The sequence below is a fragment of the Streptomyces sp. NPDC006335 genome, from assembly GCF_040612795.1.
In the GTDB taxonomy this organism is placed as follows: Bacteria; Actinomycetota; Actinomycetes; order Streptomycetales; family Streptomycetaceae; genus Streptomyces.
This window is the reverse complement of record NZ_JBEXQX010000001.1, coordinates 743,332-760,683: the sequence shown is the minus strand read 5'-3', so window position 1 is coordinate 760,683 and position 17,352 is coordinate 743,332. Positions and strand designations below refer to the sequence as shown.

Annotated in this window: 15 protein-coding genes; 11 read left to right on the top strand and 4 right to left on the bottom strand. The window is 69.7% G+C overall.

Annotated elements, in window-relative coordinates:
* Nucleotides 1–69 precede the first annotated feature (69 nt).
* Nucleotides 70–2,802, bottom strand: a complete 2,733-nt coding sequence (gene aceE / locus ABZ098_RS03460) for a pyruvate dehydrogenase (acetyl-transferring), homodimeric type (protein ID WP_356586752.1) — start codon at nt 2,800–2,802, stop codon at nt 70–72.
* Nucleotides 2,803–3,145: 343 nt separating this feature from the next.
* On the opposite strand from aceE, the gene ABZ098_RS03455 reads away from it, so the two are divergent.
* The 6 genes from ABZ098_RS03455 (at nt 3,146) to ABZ098_RS03430 (ending at nt 7,619) form a co-directional block, all read left to right on the top strand.
* Nucleotides 3,146–3,577 (top strand): DUF3052 domain-containing protein, encoded by a 432-nt coding sequence (locus ABZ098_RS03455; protein WP_020116104.1) that lies wholly within the window; start codon nt 3,146–3,148, stop codon nt 3,575–3,577.
* A 109-nt stretch (nt 3,578–3,686) separates the two neighbouring features.
* Nucleotides 3,687–4,145: a peroxiredoxin gene (locus ABZ098_RS03450; protein ID WP_356586750.1), complete on the top strand. Its 459-nt coding sequence runs from the start codon at nt 3,687–3,689 to the stop codon at nt 4,143–4,145.
* A 95-nt stretch (nt 4,146–4,240) separates the two neighbouring features.
* The gene (locus tag ABZ098_RS03445; RefSeq protein WP_053850726.1) at nt 4,241–4,816 is read left to right on the top strand and encodes a TerD family protein; all 576 of its coding nucleotides are present in this window, start codon (nt 4,241–4,243) and stop codon (nt 4,814–4,816) included.
* A 127-nt stretch (nt 4,817–4,943) separates the two neighbouring features.
* Nucleotides 4,944–5,519, top strand: coding sequence for a TerD family protein (locus ABZ098_RS03440; RefSeq protein ID WP_356586748.1), 576 nt, complete (start codon nt 4,944–4,946; stop codon nt 5,517–5,519).
* A gap of 125 nt (nt 5,520–5,644) precedes the next feature.
* Nucleotides 5,645–6,793 carry a DUF475 domain-containing protein gene (locus ABZ098_RS03435; protein ID WP_356586746.1) on the top strand — a complete coding sequence of 383 codons (1,149 nt, stop codon included), beginning with the start codon at nt 5,645–5,647 and terminating at the stop codon, nt 6,791–6,793.
* A gap of 88 nt (nt 6,794–6,881) precedes the next feature.
* Nucleotides 6,882–7,619 (top strand): Tellurium resistance, encoded by a 738-nt coding sequence (locus tag ABZ098_RS03430; protein WP_280851750.1) that lies wholly within the window; start codon nt 6,882–6,884, stop codon nt 7,617–7,619.
* A gap of 6 nt (nt 7,620–7,625) precedes the next feature.
* Here the strand turns inward: ABZ098_RS03430 and ABZ098_RS03425 are convergent, their stop codons facing one another.
* A complete protein-coding gene (locus ABZ098_RS03425) occupies nt 7,626–8,429 on the bottom strand; it encodes a TerD family protein (RefSeq protein ID WP_356586744.1) in 804 nt (267 codons plus the stop codon).
* A 206-nt stretch (nt 8,430–8,635) separates the two neighbouring features.
* Between ABZ098_RS03425 and ABZ098_RS03420 the strand changes: the two genes are divergently transcribed.
* Genes ABZ098_RS03420 through ABZ098_RS03410 form a run of 3 tightly spaced genes read left to right on the top strand, consistent with a single transcriptional unit; the run spans nt 8,636 to nt 13,116 of the window.
* On the top strand, nt 8,636–9,799 hold the full coding sequence (locus ABZ098_RS03420) for an HpcH/HpaI aldolase/citrate lyase family protein (RefSeq protein ID WP_356586742.1): 1,164 nt from the start codon (nt 8,636–8,638) through the stop codon (nt 9,797–9,799).
* 24 nt (nt 9,800–9,823) lie between these two features.
* Nucleotides 9,824–12,292 carry a phosphoribosyltransferase gene (locus ABZ098_RS03415; RefSeq protein WP_356586740.1) on the top strand — a complete coding sequence of 823 codons (2,469 nt, stop codon included), beginning with the start codon at nt 9,824–9,826 and terminating at the stop codon, nt 12,290–12,292.
* Nucleotides 12,292–13,116, top strand: coding sequence for an HAD family hydrolase (locus ABZ098_RS03410; protein ID WP_356586738.1), 825 nt, complete (start codon nt 12,292–12,294; stop codon nt 13,114–13,116). Before ABZ098_RS03415 ends, ABZ098_RS03410 begins: the two co-directional genes overlap by 1 nt.
* Here the strand turns inward: ABZ098_RS03410 and ABZ098_RS03405 are convergent.
* Complete coding sequence (locus ABZ098_RS03405; protein WP_356586736.1) at nt 13,091–13,717, bottom strand: DedA family protein; 627 nt, start codon at nt 13,715–13,717, stop codon at nt 13,091–13,093. The two genes, ABZ098_RS03410 and ABZ098_RS03405, sit on opposite strands and share 26 nt — an antisense overlap.
* Nucleotides 13,718–13,787: 70 nt before the next feature.
* Nucleotides 13,788–14,012, bottom strand: coding sequence for a zinc ribbon domain-containing protein (locus ABZ098_RS03400; protein WP_356586734.1), 225 nt, complete (start codon nt 14,010–14,012; stop codon nt 13,788–13,790).
* A 105-nt stretch (nt 14,013–14,117) separates the two neighbouring features.
* Here ABZ098_RS03400 and ABZ098_RS03395 point away from each other — a divergent pair, with 105 nt between their 5' ends.
* Together ABZ098_RS03395 and ABZ098_RS03390 are read left to right on the top strand one after the other, a co-directional pair.
* On the top strand, nt 14,118–15,743 hold the full coding sequence (locus tag ABZ098_RS03395) for an alkaline phosphatase D family protein (protein ID WP_356586732.1): 1,626 nt from the start codon (nt 14,118–14,120) through the stop codon (nt 15,741–15,743).
* A gap of 177 nt (nt 15,744–15,920) precedes the next feature.
* Nucleotides 15,921–17,282, top strand: a complete 1,362-nt coding sequence (locus ABZ098_RS03390; RefSeq protein WP_356586730.1) for a carbohydrate-binding protein — start codon at nt 15,921–15,923, stop codon at nt 17,280–17,282.
* The last annotated feature ends 70 nt before the right edge of the window (nt 17,283–17,352 follow it).

Genomic DNA, 17,352 nt, shown 5'->3' with positions numbered 1-17,352 from the left:
CCGCATCGTAAAGAAAAGGTGAAGGGTGGTGGGCCGTCAGGCCTCACCACCCTTCAGGGGTGCGGGGGACTACGCGTCTCCGCCGGCCGCACCAGGATCAGCGGCGGCAACATCCAGCAACTGGTACCGGTCGATGGCCTGCTTCAGCACCGAACGGTCCACCTTGCCCTCCCGCGCCAGCTCCGTCAGCACGCCCACCACGATCGACTGCGCGTCGATGTGGAAGAACCGCCGCGCCGCCCCCCGGGTGTCCGCGAAGCCGAACCCGTCGGCGCCCAGCGACTGGTACGTGCCCGGCACCCACCGCGCGATCTGGTCGGGAACCGCCCGCATCCAGTCGGACACGGCCACGAACGGACCCTGCGCGCCGGTCAGCTTCCGCGTCACGTACGGCACCCGCTGCTCCTCCTCCGGGTGCAGCAGGTTGTACTCCTCGCAGGCCACGGCCTCGCGCCGCAGTTCGTTCCAGGAGGTCGCCGACCAGACGTCCGCCTTGACGTTCCACTCCTCGGCGAGGATCTTCTGCGCCTCGACCGCCCATGGCACGGCCACACCGGACGCCATGATCTGCGCCGGGATCGACCCCGAGGTGCCCTCGGAGAAGCGGTGGACGCCCTTGAGGATGCCGTCCACGTCGACGTTCTCGGGCTCGGCCGGGTGCTGGATGGGCTCGTTGTAGACGGTGAGGTAGTAGAAGACGTCCTCACTGTCCGGCCCGTACATCCGGCGCAGACCGTCCTGCACGATGTGCGCGATCTCGAACCCGAACGCCGGGTCGTACGCCACACAGCCCGGGTTGGTCGAGGCGAGCAACTGCGAGTGGCCGTCCGCGTGCTGGAGCCCCTCACCGGTCAGGGTCGTACGGCCCGCGGTCGCGCCGAGGACGAAACCGCGCGCGAGTTGGTCCGACATCTGCCAGAACTGGTCGCCGGTGCGCTGGAAACCGAACATCGAGTAGAAGACGTAGACCGGGATCAGCGGCTCGCCGTGCGTGGCGTACGCCGAACCCGCGGCGATCAGCGACGCCGTGCAGCCCGCCTCCGAGATGCCGTCGTGCAGCATCTGACCGGTCGGCGACTCCTTGTACGCGAGCAGCAGCTCCCGGTCGACCGACTCGTACTGCTGGCCGAGCGGGTTGTAGATCTTCGCACTCGGGAAGAACGAGTCCATGCCGAAGGTGCGGTACTCGTCCGGCGCGATCAGTACGAAGCGACGCCCGAGTTCCTTGTCCCGCATGAGGTCCTTGAGCAGTCGCACGAAAGCCATGGTGGTGGCGATCGACTGCTGGCCCGAACCCTTCTTCACGGTCACGTACGTCTTGTCGTCCGGCAGGGCGAGCGGCTTGGCGCGCACGACACGGGTCGGGACGTACCCGCCGAGACCCAGCCGGCGGTCGTGCATGTACTGGATCTCCTCCGAGTCCCGACCCGGGTGGTAGTAGGGCGGCGCGCCCGACTCCAGCTCCTTGTCGGAGATCGGCAGGTGCAGCCGGTCGCGGAAGCCCTTGAGGTCGTCGACCGTCAGCTTCTTCATCTGGTGCGTGGCGTTGCGGCCCTCGAAGTTGGGGCCCAGCGTCCAGCCCTTGACGGTCTTGGCGAGGATGACCGTCGGCTGGCCGGTGTGCTCCACGGCCGCCTTGAAGGCCGCGTAGATCTTCCTGTGGTCGTGACCGCCACGGCCCAGGTGCAGGATCTGGTCGTCGGTCATGCCCTCGACCATGGCGCGCAGCCGCTGGTCGTCGCCGAAGAAGTGGTCGCGGATGTACGCGCCGGACTCGGTGGCGTAGGTCTGGAACTGTCCGTCCGGAGTGGTGTTCATCCGGTTGACGAGGATGCCGTCGCGGTCCTGCGCGAGCAGCGGGTCCCAGGTGCGGTCCCAGATCAGCTTGATGACGTTCCAGCCGGCGCCCCGGAACACCGACTCCAGCTCCTGGATGACCTTGCCGTTGCCCCGCACCGGCCCGTCGAGGCGCTGGAGGTTGCAGTTGACGACGAAGGTCAGGTTGTCCAGGCCCTCGCGCGCGGCGATGGTCAGCTGGCCGAGCGACTCGGGCTCGTCCATCTCGCCGTCGCCGAGGAACGCCCACACATGCGACTTGCTGGTGTCCGCGATCCCGCGCGCGTGCATGTAGCGGTTCATCCGGGCCTGGTAGATCGCGCCGATCGGGCCGAGGCCCATCGACACGGTCGGGAATTCCCAGAAGTCCGGCATGAGGCGCGGGTGGGGGTACGAGGACAGTCCGTGCGGCGCCTTCGACTTCTCCTGGCGGAACGCGTCGAGGTTGTCCTCGCTGAGGCGGTCGAGCAGGAACGCGCGCGCGTAGATGCCCGGGGAGGCGTGGCCCTGGAAGAAGACCTGGTCGCCGCCGTCGCCCTCGTCCTTGCCGCGGAAGAAGTGGTTGAAGCCGACGTCGTAGAGGGACGCGGAGGAGGCGAAGGTGGCGATGTGGCCGCCGACGCCGATCCCGGGACGCTGGGCGCGCGAGACCATCACGGCCGCGTTCCACCGGGTGGCGTTCAGGATCTTGCGCTCGATCTCCTCGTTGCCCGGGAAGAACGGCTCAGCCCCGGTCGGGATGGTGTTCACGTAGTCCGTGCTGCGCATCTCGGGCACGGCCACGCGCTTCTCGCGGGCCCGCTCGATGAGCCGCAGCATGAGATAGCGGGCCCGCTGCCGGCCGCGCTCGTCCACGGCGGCGTCGAGCGAGTCGAGCCACTCCTGGGTTTCCTCGGGATCGAAGTCAGGAACCTGACTCGGAAGGCCGCCAATGATGATCGGGTTGCGATCGGATCCGGAAGCCACGCTGTTCCTTACCTGTCAGAGGGCCGTATTTCTGTATGTCTGCACCGCTCCCCATCGTGTACCTCGGGGGGCCAAACGTCATCTCTACTCCGGGGTAACCCGTGGTCCCGCACCCGGGTATGGTTCCCAAACACGCAAAGAGGGCAGAAGGGTGTGGCATGCGTCACGACGTGAGCGCGATGATGTGCCTGGAGTTGGGGTGACACGTTCCGGAACGTCACCGTTTCGGCGGTCTGAAACGCCGGGTACTTGCGCGATCCGCCCCGCCCGTGTGGACTACGGCCAATGCTTCGCGCACGCGCGTGGCTGAGACAATCATCAAGACATGATCAGGAGGCAACCCGTGAGCGCGACCGCGGACCACGCGGAGACGAGCCCTGCCGTGAGGCTGGGGTTCCAGCCCGAACAGGTGGTCCAGGAGATCGGCTACGACGACGACGTAGACCAGGAACTCCGCGAGGCCATCGAGCAAGTCATCGGCAGCGACCTTGTGGACGAGGACTACGACGACGTCGCCGATGCCGTGGTGCTCTGGTTCCGGGACGAGGACGGTGACCTGACCGATGTGCTGGTGGACGCCACCACGTACATCGAGGAGGGCGGCTCGATCCTGTTGCTGACGCCGAAGACCGGCCGGGACGGCTACGTGGAGCCGAGTGACATCTCCGAAGCCGCGACGACGGCAGGCCTGTCCGCCTCCAAGAGCGTCAGTGTGGGCAAGGACTGGAGTGGCAGCCGGCTGGTGACGCCCAAGGCGGCCAAGTCCAAGAAGTAGCCCTGTAGGACCGGACGGGCCGGCGCGACCGGCCCGTCCGCTTTTCCGCGGAGATCGCTGCGTAGGGTGGACGCGTCACTCGAACAGCTCCCGAAGGGACATCCGCGCGATGGCGATCCAGGTCGGCGAAAAGGCCCCCGACTTCGAGCTCAAGGACAACCACGGCCGGACCGTGAGGCTGTCCGACTTCCGTGGCGGCAAGAACGTCGTGCTGCTCTTCTACCCCTTCGCCTTCACCGGCGTGTGCACGGGTGAGCTGTGCGAGCTGCGTGACAACCTCCCCGCCTTCGTGGACCGCGACACCCAGCTGCTCGCCGTCTCCAACGACTCCATCCACACCCTGCGCGTCTTCGCCGAGCAGGAGGGCCTGGAGTACCCACTGCTCAGCGACTTCTGGCCGCACGGCGAGGTCTCCCGCGCCTACGGCGTCTTCGCCGAGGACAAGGGCTGCGCGGTGCGCGGCACCTTCGTCATCGACAAGGAGGGTGTGGTCCGCTGGACCGTCGTCAACGCCCTGCCGGACGCCCGCGACCTCAACGAGTACGTGAAGGCGCTCGACACCCTGTGATTGTTCGCCTCCAGGGACTGCGTGCTGCGGGAACCCGTCACTAGGATCGAATCGTTGATCCGGCAGCATCGAAACAGCGAACCTATGGAGGACTCGTGGGAGTCAGCCTCAGCAAGGGCGGCAACGTATCGCTGACCAAGGAGGCCCCCGGCCTGACCGCGGTCATCGTCGGTCTGGGGTGGGACGTCCGCACCACGACCGGCACCGACTTCGACCTGGACGCCAGCGCGCTGCTGCTGAACGCGGCCGGCAAGGTCGCCAGTGACGCGAACTTCGTCTTCTTCAACAACCTCAAGAGCGCGGACGGCTCGGTCGAGCACACCGGCGACAACCTCACCGGTGAGGGCGAGGGCGACGACGAGCAGATCAAGGTCGACCTGGCCAACGTCCCGGCCGACGTCGACAAGATCGTCTTCCCGGTCTCGATCTACGACGCCGAGAACCGCCAGCAGTCCTTCGGCCAGGTGCGCAACGCGTTCATCCGCGTCGTGAACCAGGCCGGCGGCGCCGAGATCGCCCGCTACGACCTCTCCGAGGACGCGTCCACCGAGACCGCCATGGTCTTCGGCGAGCTCTACCGCAACGGCGCGGAGTGGAAGTTCCGCGCCATCGGCCAGGGCTACGCCTCGGGCCTGCGCGGTATCGCCCAGGACTTCGGCGTCAACGTCTAGGACCTGTCCCGCCGGGCAGGCCCTCGGACCGACCCGAACGGCTCTTCGTCCGGCGCCGCACCGTTTGCGTGCGGCGCCGGACGTGCAAGAACAGCACAGAAGCACACTCTCGGGGAGGGAACAGCACATGGGCGTCACGCTCGCCAAGGGAGGGAACGTCTCCCTGTCCAAGGCCGCCCCCAACCTCACCCAGGTGATGGTCGGACTCGGCTGGGACGCGCGCTCCACCACCGGAGCCGACTTCGACCTCGACGCCAGCGCCCTGATGTGCAGCAACGGGCGGGTCCTGGGTGACGAATACTTCGTCTTCTACAACCAGCTCAAGAGCCCGGACGGCTCGGTGGAGCACACCGGCGACAACCTCACCGGTGAGGGCGAGGGCGACGACGAGTCGATCCTGGTCGACCTCTCCAAGGTGCCCGGCGGCTGCGACAAGATCGTCTTCCCGGTGTCGATCCATGACGCCGACAACCGCGGCCAGACCTTCGGCCAGGTCAGCAACGCCTTCATCCGCGTGGTCAACCAGGCCGACGGCCAGGAACTGGCCCGCTACGACCTCTCCGAGGACGCCTCCACCGAGACCGCGATGATCTTCGGCGAGCTCTACCGCTACCAGGGCGAGTGGAAGTTCAGGGCGGTCGGACAGGGGTACGCGTCGGGCCTCAGGGGCATCGCACTCGACTTCGGGGTCAACGTCTCATAACGCGATATGAGCAAAAGCCGGGGCAGGGTAGGGCTTCGAGGGTGCCCGACTACACTTCGCTTCAAAGTTTCGTAAAGCCGAGTGCGGCACGGGGGTCCCCCGTACACGTACGGATTGGGTAGCCAGTGGTTCTCAAAACCTTCGGCTGGTCGTTCGCGGTCACCGCGCTCGGCCTGGTCGCTGCGGTCCTCTACGGGGGGTGGGAGGGCTTCGGGGTCGTGGCGATCCTCTCCATCCTCGAGATCTCCCTGTCGTTCGACAACGCGGTGGTCAACGCCGGAATCCTGAAGAAGATGAATGCCTTCTGGCAGAAGATCTTCCTCACGATCGGTGTCCTGATCGCCGTCTTCGGCATGCGGCTGGTCTTCCCCGTGGTGATCGTCGCGATCAGCGCCAAGATGGGGCCCATCGAGGCGGTCGACCTCGCGCTCAACAACAAGGACCACTACCAGGAGCTGGTCACCGACGCGCACCCGGCGATCGCCGCCTTCGGTGGCATGTTCCTGCTGATGATCTTCCTGGACTTCATCTTCGAGGACCGGGACATCAAGTGGCTGGCCTGGCTGGAGCGGCCGCTGGCCAAGCTCGGCAAGGTCGACATGCTGTCGGTCTGCATCGCCCTGATCGTCCTGCTGGTCACCGCGTTCACCTTCGCCACCCACGCCCACCAGCACGGCGGCGCGCATGTCGACAAGGCGCAGACCGTCCTGATCTCCGGTATCGCGGGCCTGATCACCTACATGATCGTGGGCGGTCTCTCCGGCTACTTCGAGGACAAGCTCGAAGAGGAGGAGGAACGCGAGCACGACGAGGAGGAGAGGGCCGAGCGCGAGGGCAAGCCCAAGTCGGCCGTCAAACTGGCGGGCCAGGCCGCGTTCTTCATGTTCCTCTACCTGGAGGTCCTCGACGCCTCCTTCTCCTTCGACGGTGTGATCGGCGCGTTCGCCATCACCAACGACATCGTCCTGATGGCGCTGGGCCTCGGTATCGGCGCGATGTACGTCCGGTCGCTGACCGTGTACCTGGTCCGCCAGGGCACCCTCGACGACTACGTCTACCTGGAGCACGGCGCGCACTACGCGATCGGCGCCCTGGCCGTGATCCTCATGGTCACCATCCAGTACGAGATCCACGAGCTCATCACCGGCATGGTCGGTGTCCTTCTGATCGGCTGGTCCTTCTGGTCCTCCGTGCGCCGCAACAAGGCGCTCGCGGCCGCGGAGGGAAAAGCCGCGGGCTCGGACGACAAGACTGAGGTCTCGTCCGGGGTGTGACACCCTCCCTGGTGAGGAACGCTCTGAGCGGGGCGGCCGGCCTCCGGCCGCCCCGCCGGTTTTCTCCAAAGTGAACATGGGGGCGGGAATGGGCTTCTTGGACGGACTCCGGGGCGGCCGCGAGGTCGACTTCGACTCGGGCAGCGCGGCCAGCAACGCGATAGAACTGACCAAGCGGCACAACCGGGTCTCGCTCACCAAACAGGGCGCGGCGACCGGGAACCTCCGCATCAACCTGACCTGGCGGATGCGGACCTCCGACATCGGGGGCTCGCAGCGGGAGTCGCTGCTGCGCCACCCCTTCAAGGCGCTCAAGCCCCCGGAGGTCCTCGGGCACAGCCAGAGCATGGTCAACGTCGACCTCGACCTCGGGTGCCTGTACGAGCTGGCCGACGGCACGAAGGGGGTCGTACAGCCCCTCGGCGGGCTGCTGGGGGACGTCAACGCCCCGCCGTACGTGAAGCTCAGCGGGGACGACCGGTTCGGCTCGGCGTCCGGCGAGACGATGTACGTCAACCTCGACCACCGGGACCAGATCAAGCGGCTGCTGGTCTTCGTGTACATCTACGACCAGACACCGGCGTTCGACCGTACGCACGCGATCGTCACGCTGTATCCGAGCAACGGGCCGCGGATCGAGATAGGCCTCGACGAGCGGCACCCGCAGGCCCGCTCGTGCGCCGTGGTGATGATCGAGAACGTCAAGGGTGAGCTCGTCGTACGGCGCGAGGTGCAGTTCGTGTACGGGTTCCAGGGGGAGCTGGACCGCCTGTACGGGTGGGGGCTTCAGTGGGGCCGGGGCTACAAGGCGAAGGCGGACCGGTGAGCGCCGCTACCGTCCGATGAACTGGGGGCCCTGCGGAGGCATCCGGAACTCCGCCGCCGCCGGGACCGGGGGCACCGGGGGCGGGTAGCCGTAGCCCGACGCCGCGACCACGGGGGCCGTCGCCGGGGTCGGGGACTGGGGGTAGCCGTAGGCGGGCTGGGTGGGGACCGAGGTGGCCGACTGGGCCGCCGGCTGTTCCGGGGGCAGCGGGAACGACGTGGGCTCCGGCTGCGGCGGGGTCTGCGCGGAGTCGGACTCGTCCACCACGATGCCGTAGTCGGTGGCCAGCCCCTGGAGGCCCTCCACATAGCCCTCGCCCAGGGCGCGGAACTTCCAGCCCTCGCCGCGGCGGTACAGCTCCCCGCAGATCAGGGCCGTCTCCTGGCCCGTCTCCGGCTTGATGTCGAAGGAGACCAGCGGCTCGCCGTCGGCGACCGAGGCGTCGTACAGCAGGATGCACAGGCCCTGGACGCGGCCGAACGTGGCGTCGTCCACCGACGTGTCGTCCACCGACGCGACCAGGAGAATCTGGCTGACCTCGGGCTCGACACCGGCGAGATCTGTCTGGATCGTGTCGGTGGGACCCTCGGCGAGGCGCTTCTTGCCGAGGAGCCAGACCTTCCCGGAGGGGTGCCGGGGCTGGTTGTAGAAGACGAAGTCCTCGTCGGATCGCACACGACCGTCGGGGCCGAGGAGGAGCGCCGAGGCGTCGACGGCCGGGACCCCCTGCCCGGGAGCCCAGCGCAGCACGGCGCGTACCGTGGTGGCTTCCAGCGGGACGTTCGACCCCTTCAGCATGGCGTGCGTCATGCGGTCATCCTGCCCTCTCGGTCCTGGTCACGACAACGCGGGGGTTCGGGATACCGGTTCATGTCGTAGCGGTGTCGACATGGTCGTGTTTGTCTGCGTTACCTGAAATTCATGCCCGGTGGGAACCTCGGACATGGGTACCTACGTACTATTACCGGCCACCTGTGAACCCTTCACGGGCGACACAGCTACCACGGGGGAGTCATATGCGTCATTTCGGGCACATCGCCCCTGAGGTGCGTCAGCGCCTCTTCCACCAGGAGCCCTGCGAGTTCACCTCGGACTCCCCGGCCCGGCTGCTCTCCGCGGCCCTGGGCGCCACGCTCTACAGTCCGGCCACGCGGCCGCGGCTCGCCGACGACATCGTCAAGCAGACCGGACGCGGCGTGGTCTCGATGGTGCTGTGCCTGGAAGACTCGATCGGTGACGAGGACGTCGCCGAGGGTGAGGAGAACCTCGTCCGGCAGTTCACCGACCTCGCGGAACGCCAGGTGGACCCCCCGCTGCTCTTCATCCGGGTCCGCGCCCCCGAGCAGATCCCCGATCTCGTCCGACGGCTCGGCCCCGCCGTCCGGCTGCTGGCCGGATTCGTACTGCCGAAGTTCACCGAGGAGCGCGGGATCCCCTTCCTGGAGGCCCTCTCCGGCGCCGAGGCCGCGAGCGGTCACCGGCTGTTCGCCATGCCGGTCCTGGAGTCGCCGGAGCTGCTCTACCGCGAGACGCGCGTGGAGACCCTGGAGGGCATCGCCCGCGCGGTCGACAAGTACCGCGAGCGGGTCCTGGCGCTGCGCCTCGGCGTCACCGACTTCTGCTCCTCCTACGGCCTGCGCCGCGCCCCCGACATGACCGCCTGGGACGTCCAGATCGTCGCCTCCGTGATCGCCGACGTGGTGAACATGCTGGGCCGCGCCGACGGCACCGGGTTCACCGTGACCGGACCGGTCTGGGAGTACTTCCGGGTCCAGGAGCGCATGTTCAAGCCGCAGCTGCGCCGCAGCCCCTTCCTGGAGGGCCAGGCCGAGGAACTGCGCGAGGCGCTCATCGAGCACGCCATGGACGGCCTGCTGCGCGAGATCACCCTCGACCAGGCCAACGGCCTGCTCGGCAAGACCTGCATCCACCCCTCCCACGTGCTGCCCGTGCACGCGCTGTCCGTGGTCAGCCACGAGGAGTTCAGCGACGCGCAGGACATCCTGCGGCCCGAGCGCGGGGGCGGCGGGGTGCTGAGGTCGCAGTACACGAACAAGATGAACGAAGTGAAGCCGCACCGCGCCTGGGCCGAGCGCACCCTGCTGCGCGCCGAGGTCTTCGGGGTGGCCAACGAGGACATCGGCTTCGTGGAGCTGCTCGCCGCCGGAATCTCCGGCTGACCATCCGTGAACACCAAGGGACGCATGAACAAGGCAGTGAACGACGGGACACCGGGCGGGGTCTGGTCGGGGACGTGGGTCGCCGACCGGCTCGGCGTCGAACTCGTGGGCGACGACCGGCTGACCGACCTGCTGGGACTGGCCCTGCGCCGCAACCCCAAGCGGGCCCATCTGCTGGTCTCCAACGTGCTGGGCAAGCACGTCCCGCAGTCGCCGTCGGTGGTCTACGGCCACGGCTTCACCCTCGGCCGCAGGGTCCGCGACCTGCTCGGCGACGAGGAGGCGGCCCGCGCGGTCGTCCTCGGCTACGCGGAGACCGCGACGGGCCTCGGCCACTCCGTCGCCGACGGCGTCGCCCTCGCCCCCTACCTCCACTCCACCCGCCGCCCGGTCCCCGGCGTGGCCCCCGCGGGCGGCTTCGAGGAGGCCCACTCCCACGCCACGTCCCACCTCCTCCTCCCGGAGGACCCCGAGCTCCTGGCCGGCGACGGCCCCCTGGTGCTGGTCGACGACGAGTTCTCGACGGGCAATACCATCCTGAACACGATCAGGGACCTGCACGCGCGGTATCCGCGTGACCGGTACGTGGTGGTCGCCCTGGTGGACATGCGCTCGGAGGCGGACGCGGGGCGGTTGGACGCCTTCGCGCGCGAGATCGACGCGAGGGTGGACCTGGTGGCGGCGGCATCGGGGACCGTGAAGCTGCCGGAGGGGGTGTTGAAGAAAGGGCAGGACCTTGTAACGAGGTTCGAGGAAGCCCACTCAGGGGCGCGGGGAACTGCGCGACCAGCCCCCACACACCCGCACCCGGCACTCAACCGTGTGGACCTGTTGTGGCCCCGAGGCCTCCCCGACGGCGGCCGCCACGGCTTCACCCCGGCACACCGAATACGCCTGGAACGCGAACTCCCCGCGATGGCCGCCCGCCTGGCGGAAGCCCTCCCGCGAGACGCGCGCCGCGTGCACGTCCTCGGCTTCGAGGAGCTGATGTACGCCCCCCTGCGACTCGCCCGCGAACTCGAACAGGTCGCCCAGGGCGTAGCGGTCACCTACTCCACCACCACCCGCTCACCCGTCCTGGCCGTGGACGACCCGGGCTACGCGATCCGCACCCGTCTCACCTTCCCGGCCCACGACAACCCGGCCGACGGACCCGGCGACCGCTACGCGTACAACGTCGCCGGAGCCGACTTCGACGCGGTGATCGCGGTCGTCGACTCCGCCGCCGACACCCCCGAACTCCACGCACCGGACGGCCTCCTGGCCCAGTTGGCCGCCCACACCCGGCAGACGGTCCTCGCGGTGATCCCCAGCCACACCCCCGAAAGGCCCTCCATGCTCCCCGAGCCCCTCCGCGGCCCCGCCTTCTCCTCGTACGCCCCCGAGGAGGTCGGCTGGCTGCTCCAGGACCTCTCGGACGTCACGCTGGAGGCGCCGACCGAGGAGCGCGAGGAGGCCATCCAGAGCGGCGGCGCGCACTACGCCGAGTCGCTGCCGATGGAGTACCAGCCGAGCGACCAGTACCAGGAGCTGTTCCGGACGGCGCTCGCGGAGTCCTCCGCGAGGCTCGCCCAGGCCGTCGGCGCCGTCACGGAGATCGTGCTCCAGGAGCGCTCGCCCCGGCCCGTCCTCGTCTCCCTGGCCCGCGCCGGCACCCCCGTGGGCGTCCTGATGCGCCGCTGGGCCCAGTTCCGCCACGGCCTCGAACTGCCGCACTACGCCGTCTCGATCGTCCGCGGCCGCGGCATCGACGCCAACGCCCTGCGCTGGCTGGCCGAACACCACGACCCCGCCGACGTCGTCTTCGTCGACGGCTGGACCGGCAAGGGCGCGATCACCCGCGAACTGACGGAAGCGGTACGGAAGTTCGAGGCCGAGGGCGGCCCGGCGGGCTTCGACCCGGAGATCGCCGTACTGGCCGACCCGGGCTCGTGCGTGCGGACGTACGGTACCCGCGAGGACTTCCTCATTCCCTCCGCCTGCCTCAACTCCACCGTGTCCGGCCTCATTTCGCGTACGGTCCTGCGCGCGGACCTGGTCGGCCCGGACGACTTCCACGGCGCGAAGTTCTACCGCGAACTCGCGGGCGCGGACGTATCGGTGGACTTCCTGGACGCCGTCGCCGCCCGTTTCCCCGAGGTGGTGGACGCCGTTGACGCCACCGTGAAGGAACTGCTGGCCGGGGACCGCGAGCCCACCTGGGAGGGCTGGGCCGCCGTCGAACGCATCAGTGAGGAGTACGGCATCCACGACGTCAACCTCGTCAAGCCGGGTGTCGGCGAGACCACCCGGGTGCTGCTGCGCCGGGTGCCCTGGAAGATCCTGGCCAGGGCGGGCGCGGGCGCGGACCTGGCCCACGTACGCCTGTTGGCCGAACAGAGAGGTGTCCCGGTGGAAGAGGTCGCGGAACTCCCGTACACCTGCGTGGGGTTGATCCACCCCAAGTACACGCGGGGCGCGACGGGTGCCGACGGCAAGGCGGTGTCCCTCTGATGCCGGCCCAGGCTCCGGTGCTGGTCGCGAGCGACCTCGACCGCACGCTCATCTACTCCGCCGCCGCCCTCGCGCTGACCATGCCGGACGCGCGGGCGCCCCGGCTGCTCTGCGTCGAGGTGCACGAGAGCAGGCCGCTGTCGTACATGACGGAGACCGCGGCCGGACTGCTCTGCGAGCTCGGGGACGCGGCGGTCTTCGTGCCGACGACGACCCGCACCCGCAAGCAGTACCAGCGCATCAACCTGCCCGGCCCGCCGCCCGCCTACGCGATCTGCGCCAACGGCGGCCACCTGCTGGTCGACGGTGTCACCGACCTGGACTGGCACGCCCGGGTCATGGCCCGCCTCGCCGACGAGTGCGCCCCGCTGGTCGAGATCAGCGCGCACCTCCAGGCGACGGCCGATCCCCTGTGGCTGCGCAAGCACCGCATCGCCGAGGATCTCTTCGCCTACCTCGTCGTCGAGCGCGAACTGCTGCCCGAGGAGTGGGTGAAGGAGCTCGCGGTGTGGGCCGAGGCCCGCGGCTGGACCGTCTCCCTCCAGGGCCGCAAGATCTACGCCGTCCCGAAGCCGCTCACCAAGAGCGCGGCCGTGCGCGAGGTGGCCCGGCGTACCGGGTCCGCCCTGACGCTGGCCGCGGGCGACTCCCTGCTCGACGCCGACCTGCTCCTCGCGGCCGACCGGGGCTGGCGGCCGGGACACGGTGAGCTCGCGGACGAGAACTGGACCGCTCCGGCGATCAGCGCGCTGCCGGAGCGGGGCGTGCTGGCGGGGGAGCGGATCCTGCGGGAGCTGCTCAGGACGGCTCGGACGCCTCAGTAGACGAGGGCCGCCGCAGCAGTCGTACGGCGACGAACGCCACGACCGCGAGCGCGGCGGCCCCGAGGACGACCTTCGAGTACGCGGACACGACATCGGTGACCTGGGTCCAGTTGGCGCCCAGGGCGTGACCCGCGAGGACGAACGCCGTGTTCCACAGGGCGCTGCCGAGAGTGGTCAGCGCCAGGAACACCGGCAGCGGCATGCGTTCGACACCGGCCGGGACCGAGACGAGGCTGCGGAAGACCGGGATCATCCGGCCGAAGAAGACCGCCTTGGTGCCGTGCCGCAGGAACCAGGCCTCGGTCCGCTCGATGTCCGAGACCTTCACCAGAGGCAGCCGGGCCGCGAGCGCCACCGTGCGGTCCCGGCCGAGGAGCGCGCCGACGCCGTAGAGCGCGAGGGCGCCGATCACCGAGCCCGCCGTCGTCCACAGCAGCACAGCGACCAGGCTCATCCGGCCGGTGCTCGCCGCGAAACCCGCGAGCGGCAGGATCGCCTCGCTCGGGATCGGCGGGAAGAGGTTCTCCAGGGCGATGGCCACCCCGGCGCCGGGGGCGCCCAGGGTGTCCATGAGGCCGTTGACCCACGCGATGGCTGACATGGGCCCACGCTAGGCACGCGGACCTGAAGGCAGCCTGAAGCGGTTGTCCGGAGGGGCTTTCGTGCGGCGGTCAGCCGCAGCAGCCTCCGCCGCAGCAGCCGCCTCCACCGCCGCCGCCCGCCTGGGGCGCGGGGGCTGACGCGGACGCCGAGCCGCCCACCGCCACCGTCGACAGCAGCTTCACCGTGTCGTCGTGGCCGGCCGGGCAGTCGGCGGGGGCGGCGGACTCGGCCATGGGGCGGCTGAGTTCGAAGGTGTCTCCGCAGGTGCGGCAGCGGTATTCGTAGCGAGGCATGAGCACAGGTTAACCGGCACTCCGACAGGCATGTCCGAAATCTGATCATTGTCTGGTTAGCATGCGGGGGTTCTCTGCCGGCGATCAACCGCGGGAGGAGCCCCCTTGGCTTCGCGACACCACCCCGAACTGCGCGCCGCCGCACGGCACTTGGGCCGGCGGCGGTTTCTCACGGTCACCGCGGCGGCCGCCGCCCTCGCCTTCGGCACCCACCTGCCCGCCCGGGGTGCGGCAGGCTCCCGCGAACTCGACGCGGCGCGCATCGACAGTGATCCCTTCACGCTCGGCGTCGCCTCCGGGGACCCGCTGCCCGACTCCGTACTGCTGTGGACCCGGCTCGCCCCCGCCCCGTTCGAGCCCGACGGCGGTCTGCCGCAGCAGTACGTCGTCGTCCAGTGGGAGCTGGCCTCCGACGAGAGCTTCGCCACGCCCGTCCGCAGCGGCACCGCCGTCGCCTACCCGGAGTACCACCACACCCTGCACGTCGACGTCGACGGCCTGGAGCCCGACCGCGTCTACTACTACCGGTTCAAGACCGGCACCTGGATCAGCGGGACGGGCCGTACCCGCACGGCACCGCTCACCACCGCCGCCGCCGCGTCGCTCACCTACGCCGCCGTCTCCTGCCAGGCCTACTTCGACGGGTACTACACGGCGCACCGCCATCTCTCCCAGGACGACGTCGACGTGGTCCTCCACCTCGGCGACTACCTGTACGAGTACGCCGTGAACTCCGCGGGCGGCCACCGCGCCTACACCGACCGGAAGCTGCCCGGCCTCTTCAACCGCGAGACCACGACCCTGGAGGACTACCGGCTGCGCTACGCGCTCTACAAGAGCGACCCGGACCTCATGGCGGTCCACGCCACGCACCCCTTCGTCGTCACCTGGGACGACCACGAGACCGAGAACAACTACGCGGGCGCCGTCAGCGAGAACGACGATCCGCCGGAGGAGTTCCTGCTGCGCCGGGCCGCCGCCTACCGGGCCTACTGGGAGAACCAGCCGCTGCGCGCCGCACAGCTGCCCAGCGGCCCCGACGCCCGGCTCTACCGGCGGCTCCAGTGGGGCACACTCGCCCAGTTCGACGTCCTCGACACCCGCCAGTACCGCTCCGACCAGGTGTACGCGGACACCAAGCACACCGGCGGCCCCCTCCAGGACGACCCGGCGCGCACCATCACCGGGGCGGAGCAGGAGAGCTGGCTGATCGAGGGCTGGCGCGCCTCGCAGGCCCTGTGGAACGTGATGCCGCAACAGGTCTGCTTCTCCCAGCGCAAGCTCGACCTCACCGCGGAGCCCCAGATGTCCATGGACGCCTGGGACGGCTACCGGGCCTCGCGCCGCAGGATCCTCGACGGCGCGAAGTCGGCCGGGGTCGAGAACCTGGTGGTGATGACCGGGGACCTGCACGCCGCGTACGCCTTCGACATCAAGGACGACTTCGACGACCCGGCCTCCCCGACCCTGGGCACGGAGTTCACCGCCACGTCGGTCGCGAGCGGACGGGACGGTGCCGAGAAGCCCGCCACCTGGGACACGTACCTCAAGGCCAATCCGCATCTGAAGTTCTACAACGGGCGCCGCGGTTATGTGCGAGTCACCCTCGACCGGCAGCAGGCGCGGGCCGACTTCAGGACCGTGTCCGCCGTGACGACGCCGGGCGCGCCGATCGCGACCGCCGCGTCCTACGTGACGCAGGCCGGCAAGCCGGGTCTCACCCCCGCGTGACCGGCGGCCGGGCACCGGTATCCGGTCGGCCGGCCCGTCGGCATCCCGTGCTCGGCCGGGCGGCCCCTTGTTGTCGTCCGATGCGCGGAACGCGCGGGAGACGGACATCTTCTGAGCGCTTTTCGGCAAAACCTAGGGATTCGAGACCTCATGTACCCCCACCCGAGGAGACGCCTGATGGCCCACAGACACGTTTCAGCCGGTTGTGCCGCGTTGACGGTGCTCGGCGCACTCGTGCTCACGGGGCTGCCCGCGGCCGCCGCCGTCGAGCCCCCCGCGCCGGCCCCGGCCCCCTCCGCCGCCGAGACGCTCGGCGCGAACAGCCCCTCACCGGTGGTCCTGCGGGCCCTCCAGCGTGATCTGGGCCTGACCGCGGCGCAGGCCAGGACGCGCCTGGTGAACGAGGCCGAGGCGGGCACGCGCGCCGGCCGGCTCCAGAACGCGCTGGGCAAGCGCTTCGCGGGAGCGTGGGTGAGCGGCGCCACCTCCGCCGACCTGACCGTCGCGAGCACCGAGGTCGCGGACGGCCCGGCCATCGAGGCCGGCGGAGCACGGGCCGTGGTCGTCAAGACCCCGCTGGCGGACCTGAGGACGGCCAAGACGAAGCTGGACCGTGCGGTGACCGGCAAGGCCCTCGACACACCGGTCCGCTACATCGACGTACGGACCAACCGGGTGACGGTACAGGCGACGAGCCGCGCCGCCGCCGACAAGCTCGTCGAGGCCGCCGGTGTCGACAGCGCGCTCGTGGACGTCAAGGTGTCGGCCGACCAGCCGCGTGCCCTGTACGACATCCGGGGCGGCGACGCCTTCTACATCGACGACACGGCCCGCTGTTCCGTGGGATTCGGCGTCACCAAGGGCGACCAGCAGGGCTTCGCCACGGCCGGCCACTGCGGGAAGGCGGGGGCGAGGACCACCGGGTTCAACCAGGTCGCCCAGGGCACTTTCCAGGCGTCCGTCTTCCCCGGGCAGGACATGTCCTGGGTGGGCGTCAACAGTGACTGGACCGCGACGCCCGCCGTCAAGGGCGACGGCGAGGACGTGCAGACCGCCGGCTCGGTGCAGGCCCTCACGGGTGCCGCGGTGTGCCGGTCCGGTTCCACCACGGGCTGGCACTGCGGCACGATCGAGCAGCACGACACCAGCGTCGACTACGCCGAGGGCACCGTCGACGGCGTGACCCGTACGACGGTGTGCGCGGAGCCGGGTGACTCCGGCGGCTCGTACATCTCGGGAACCCAGGCCCAGGGCGTCACGTCCGGCGGCTCCGGCGACTGCACGAGCGGCGGCACCACCTTCTACCAGCCGATCAACCCGATCCTCAGCGCCTACGGCCTCACCCTGCGGACCAGCACCAGCGAGAGCGGCACCCCCGCCCCCGAGGACGGCCAGGAGGGTTCCTGGGCCGCGGGCCGGGTGTACGAGGTCGGGGCGCGCGTGACCCAGGACGGCGTGTCGTACGAGTGCCTCCAGCCCCATCAGGCGCAGGCCGCGTGGCAGCCCGCCCTCGCTCCGGGGCTGTGGCAGCGCGTGTGAGGACGCGGTGACAGCGCGGCGGGGGCAGGGTCTTGGACTCTGCCCCCGCGCCGTGCCGTCGTGCGGGCCC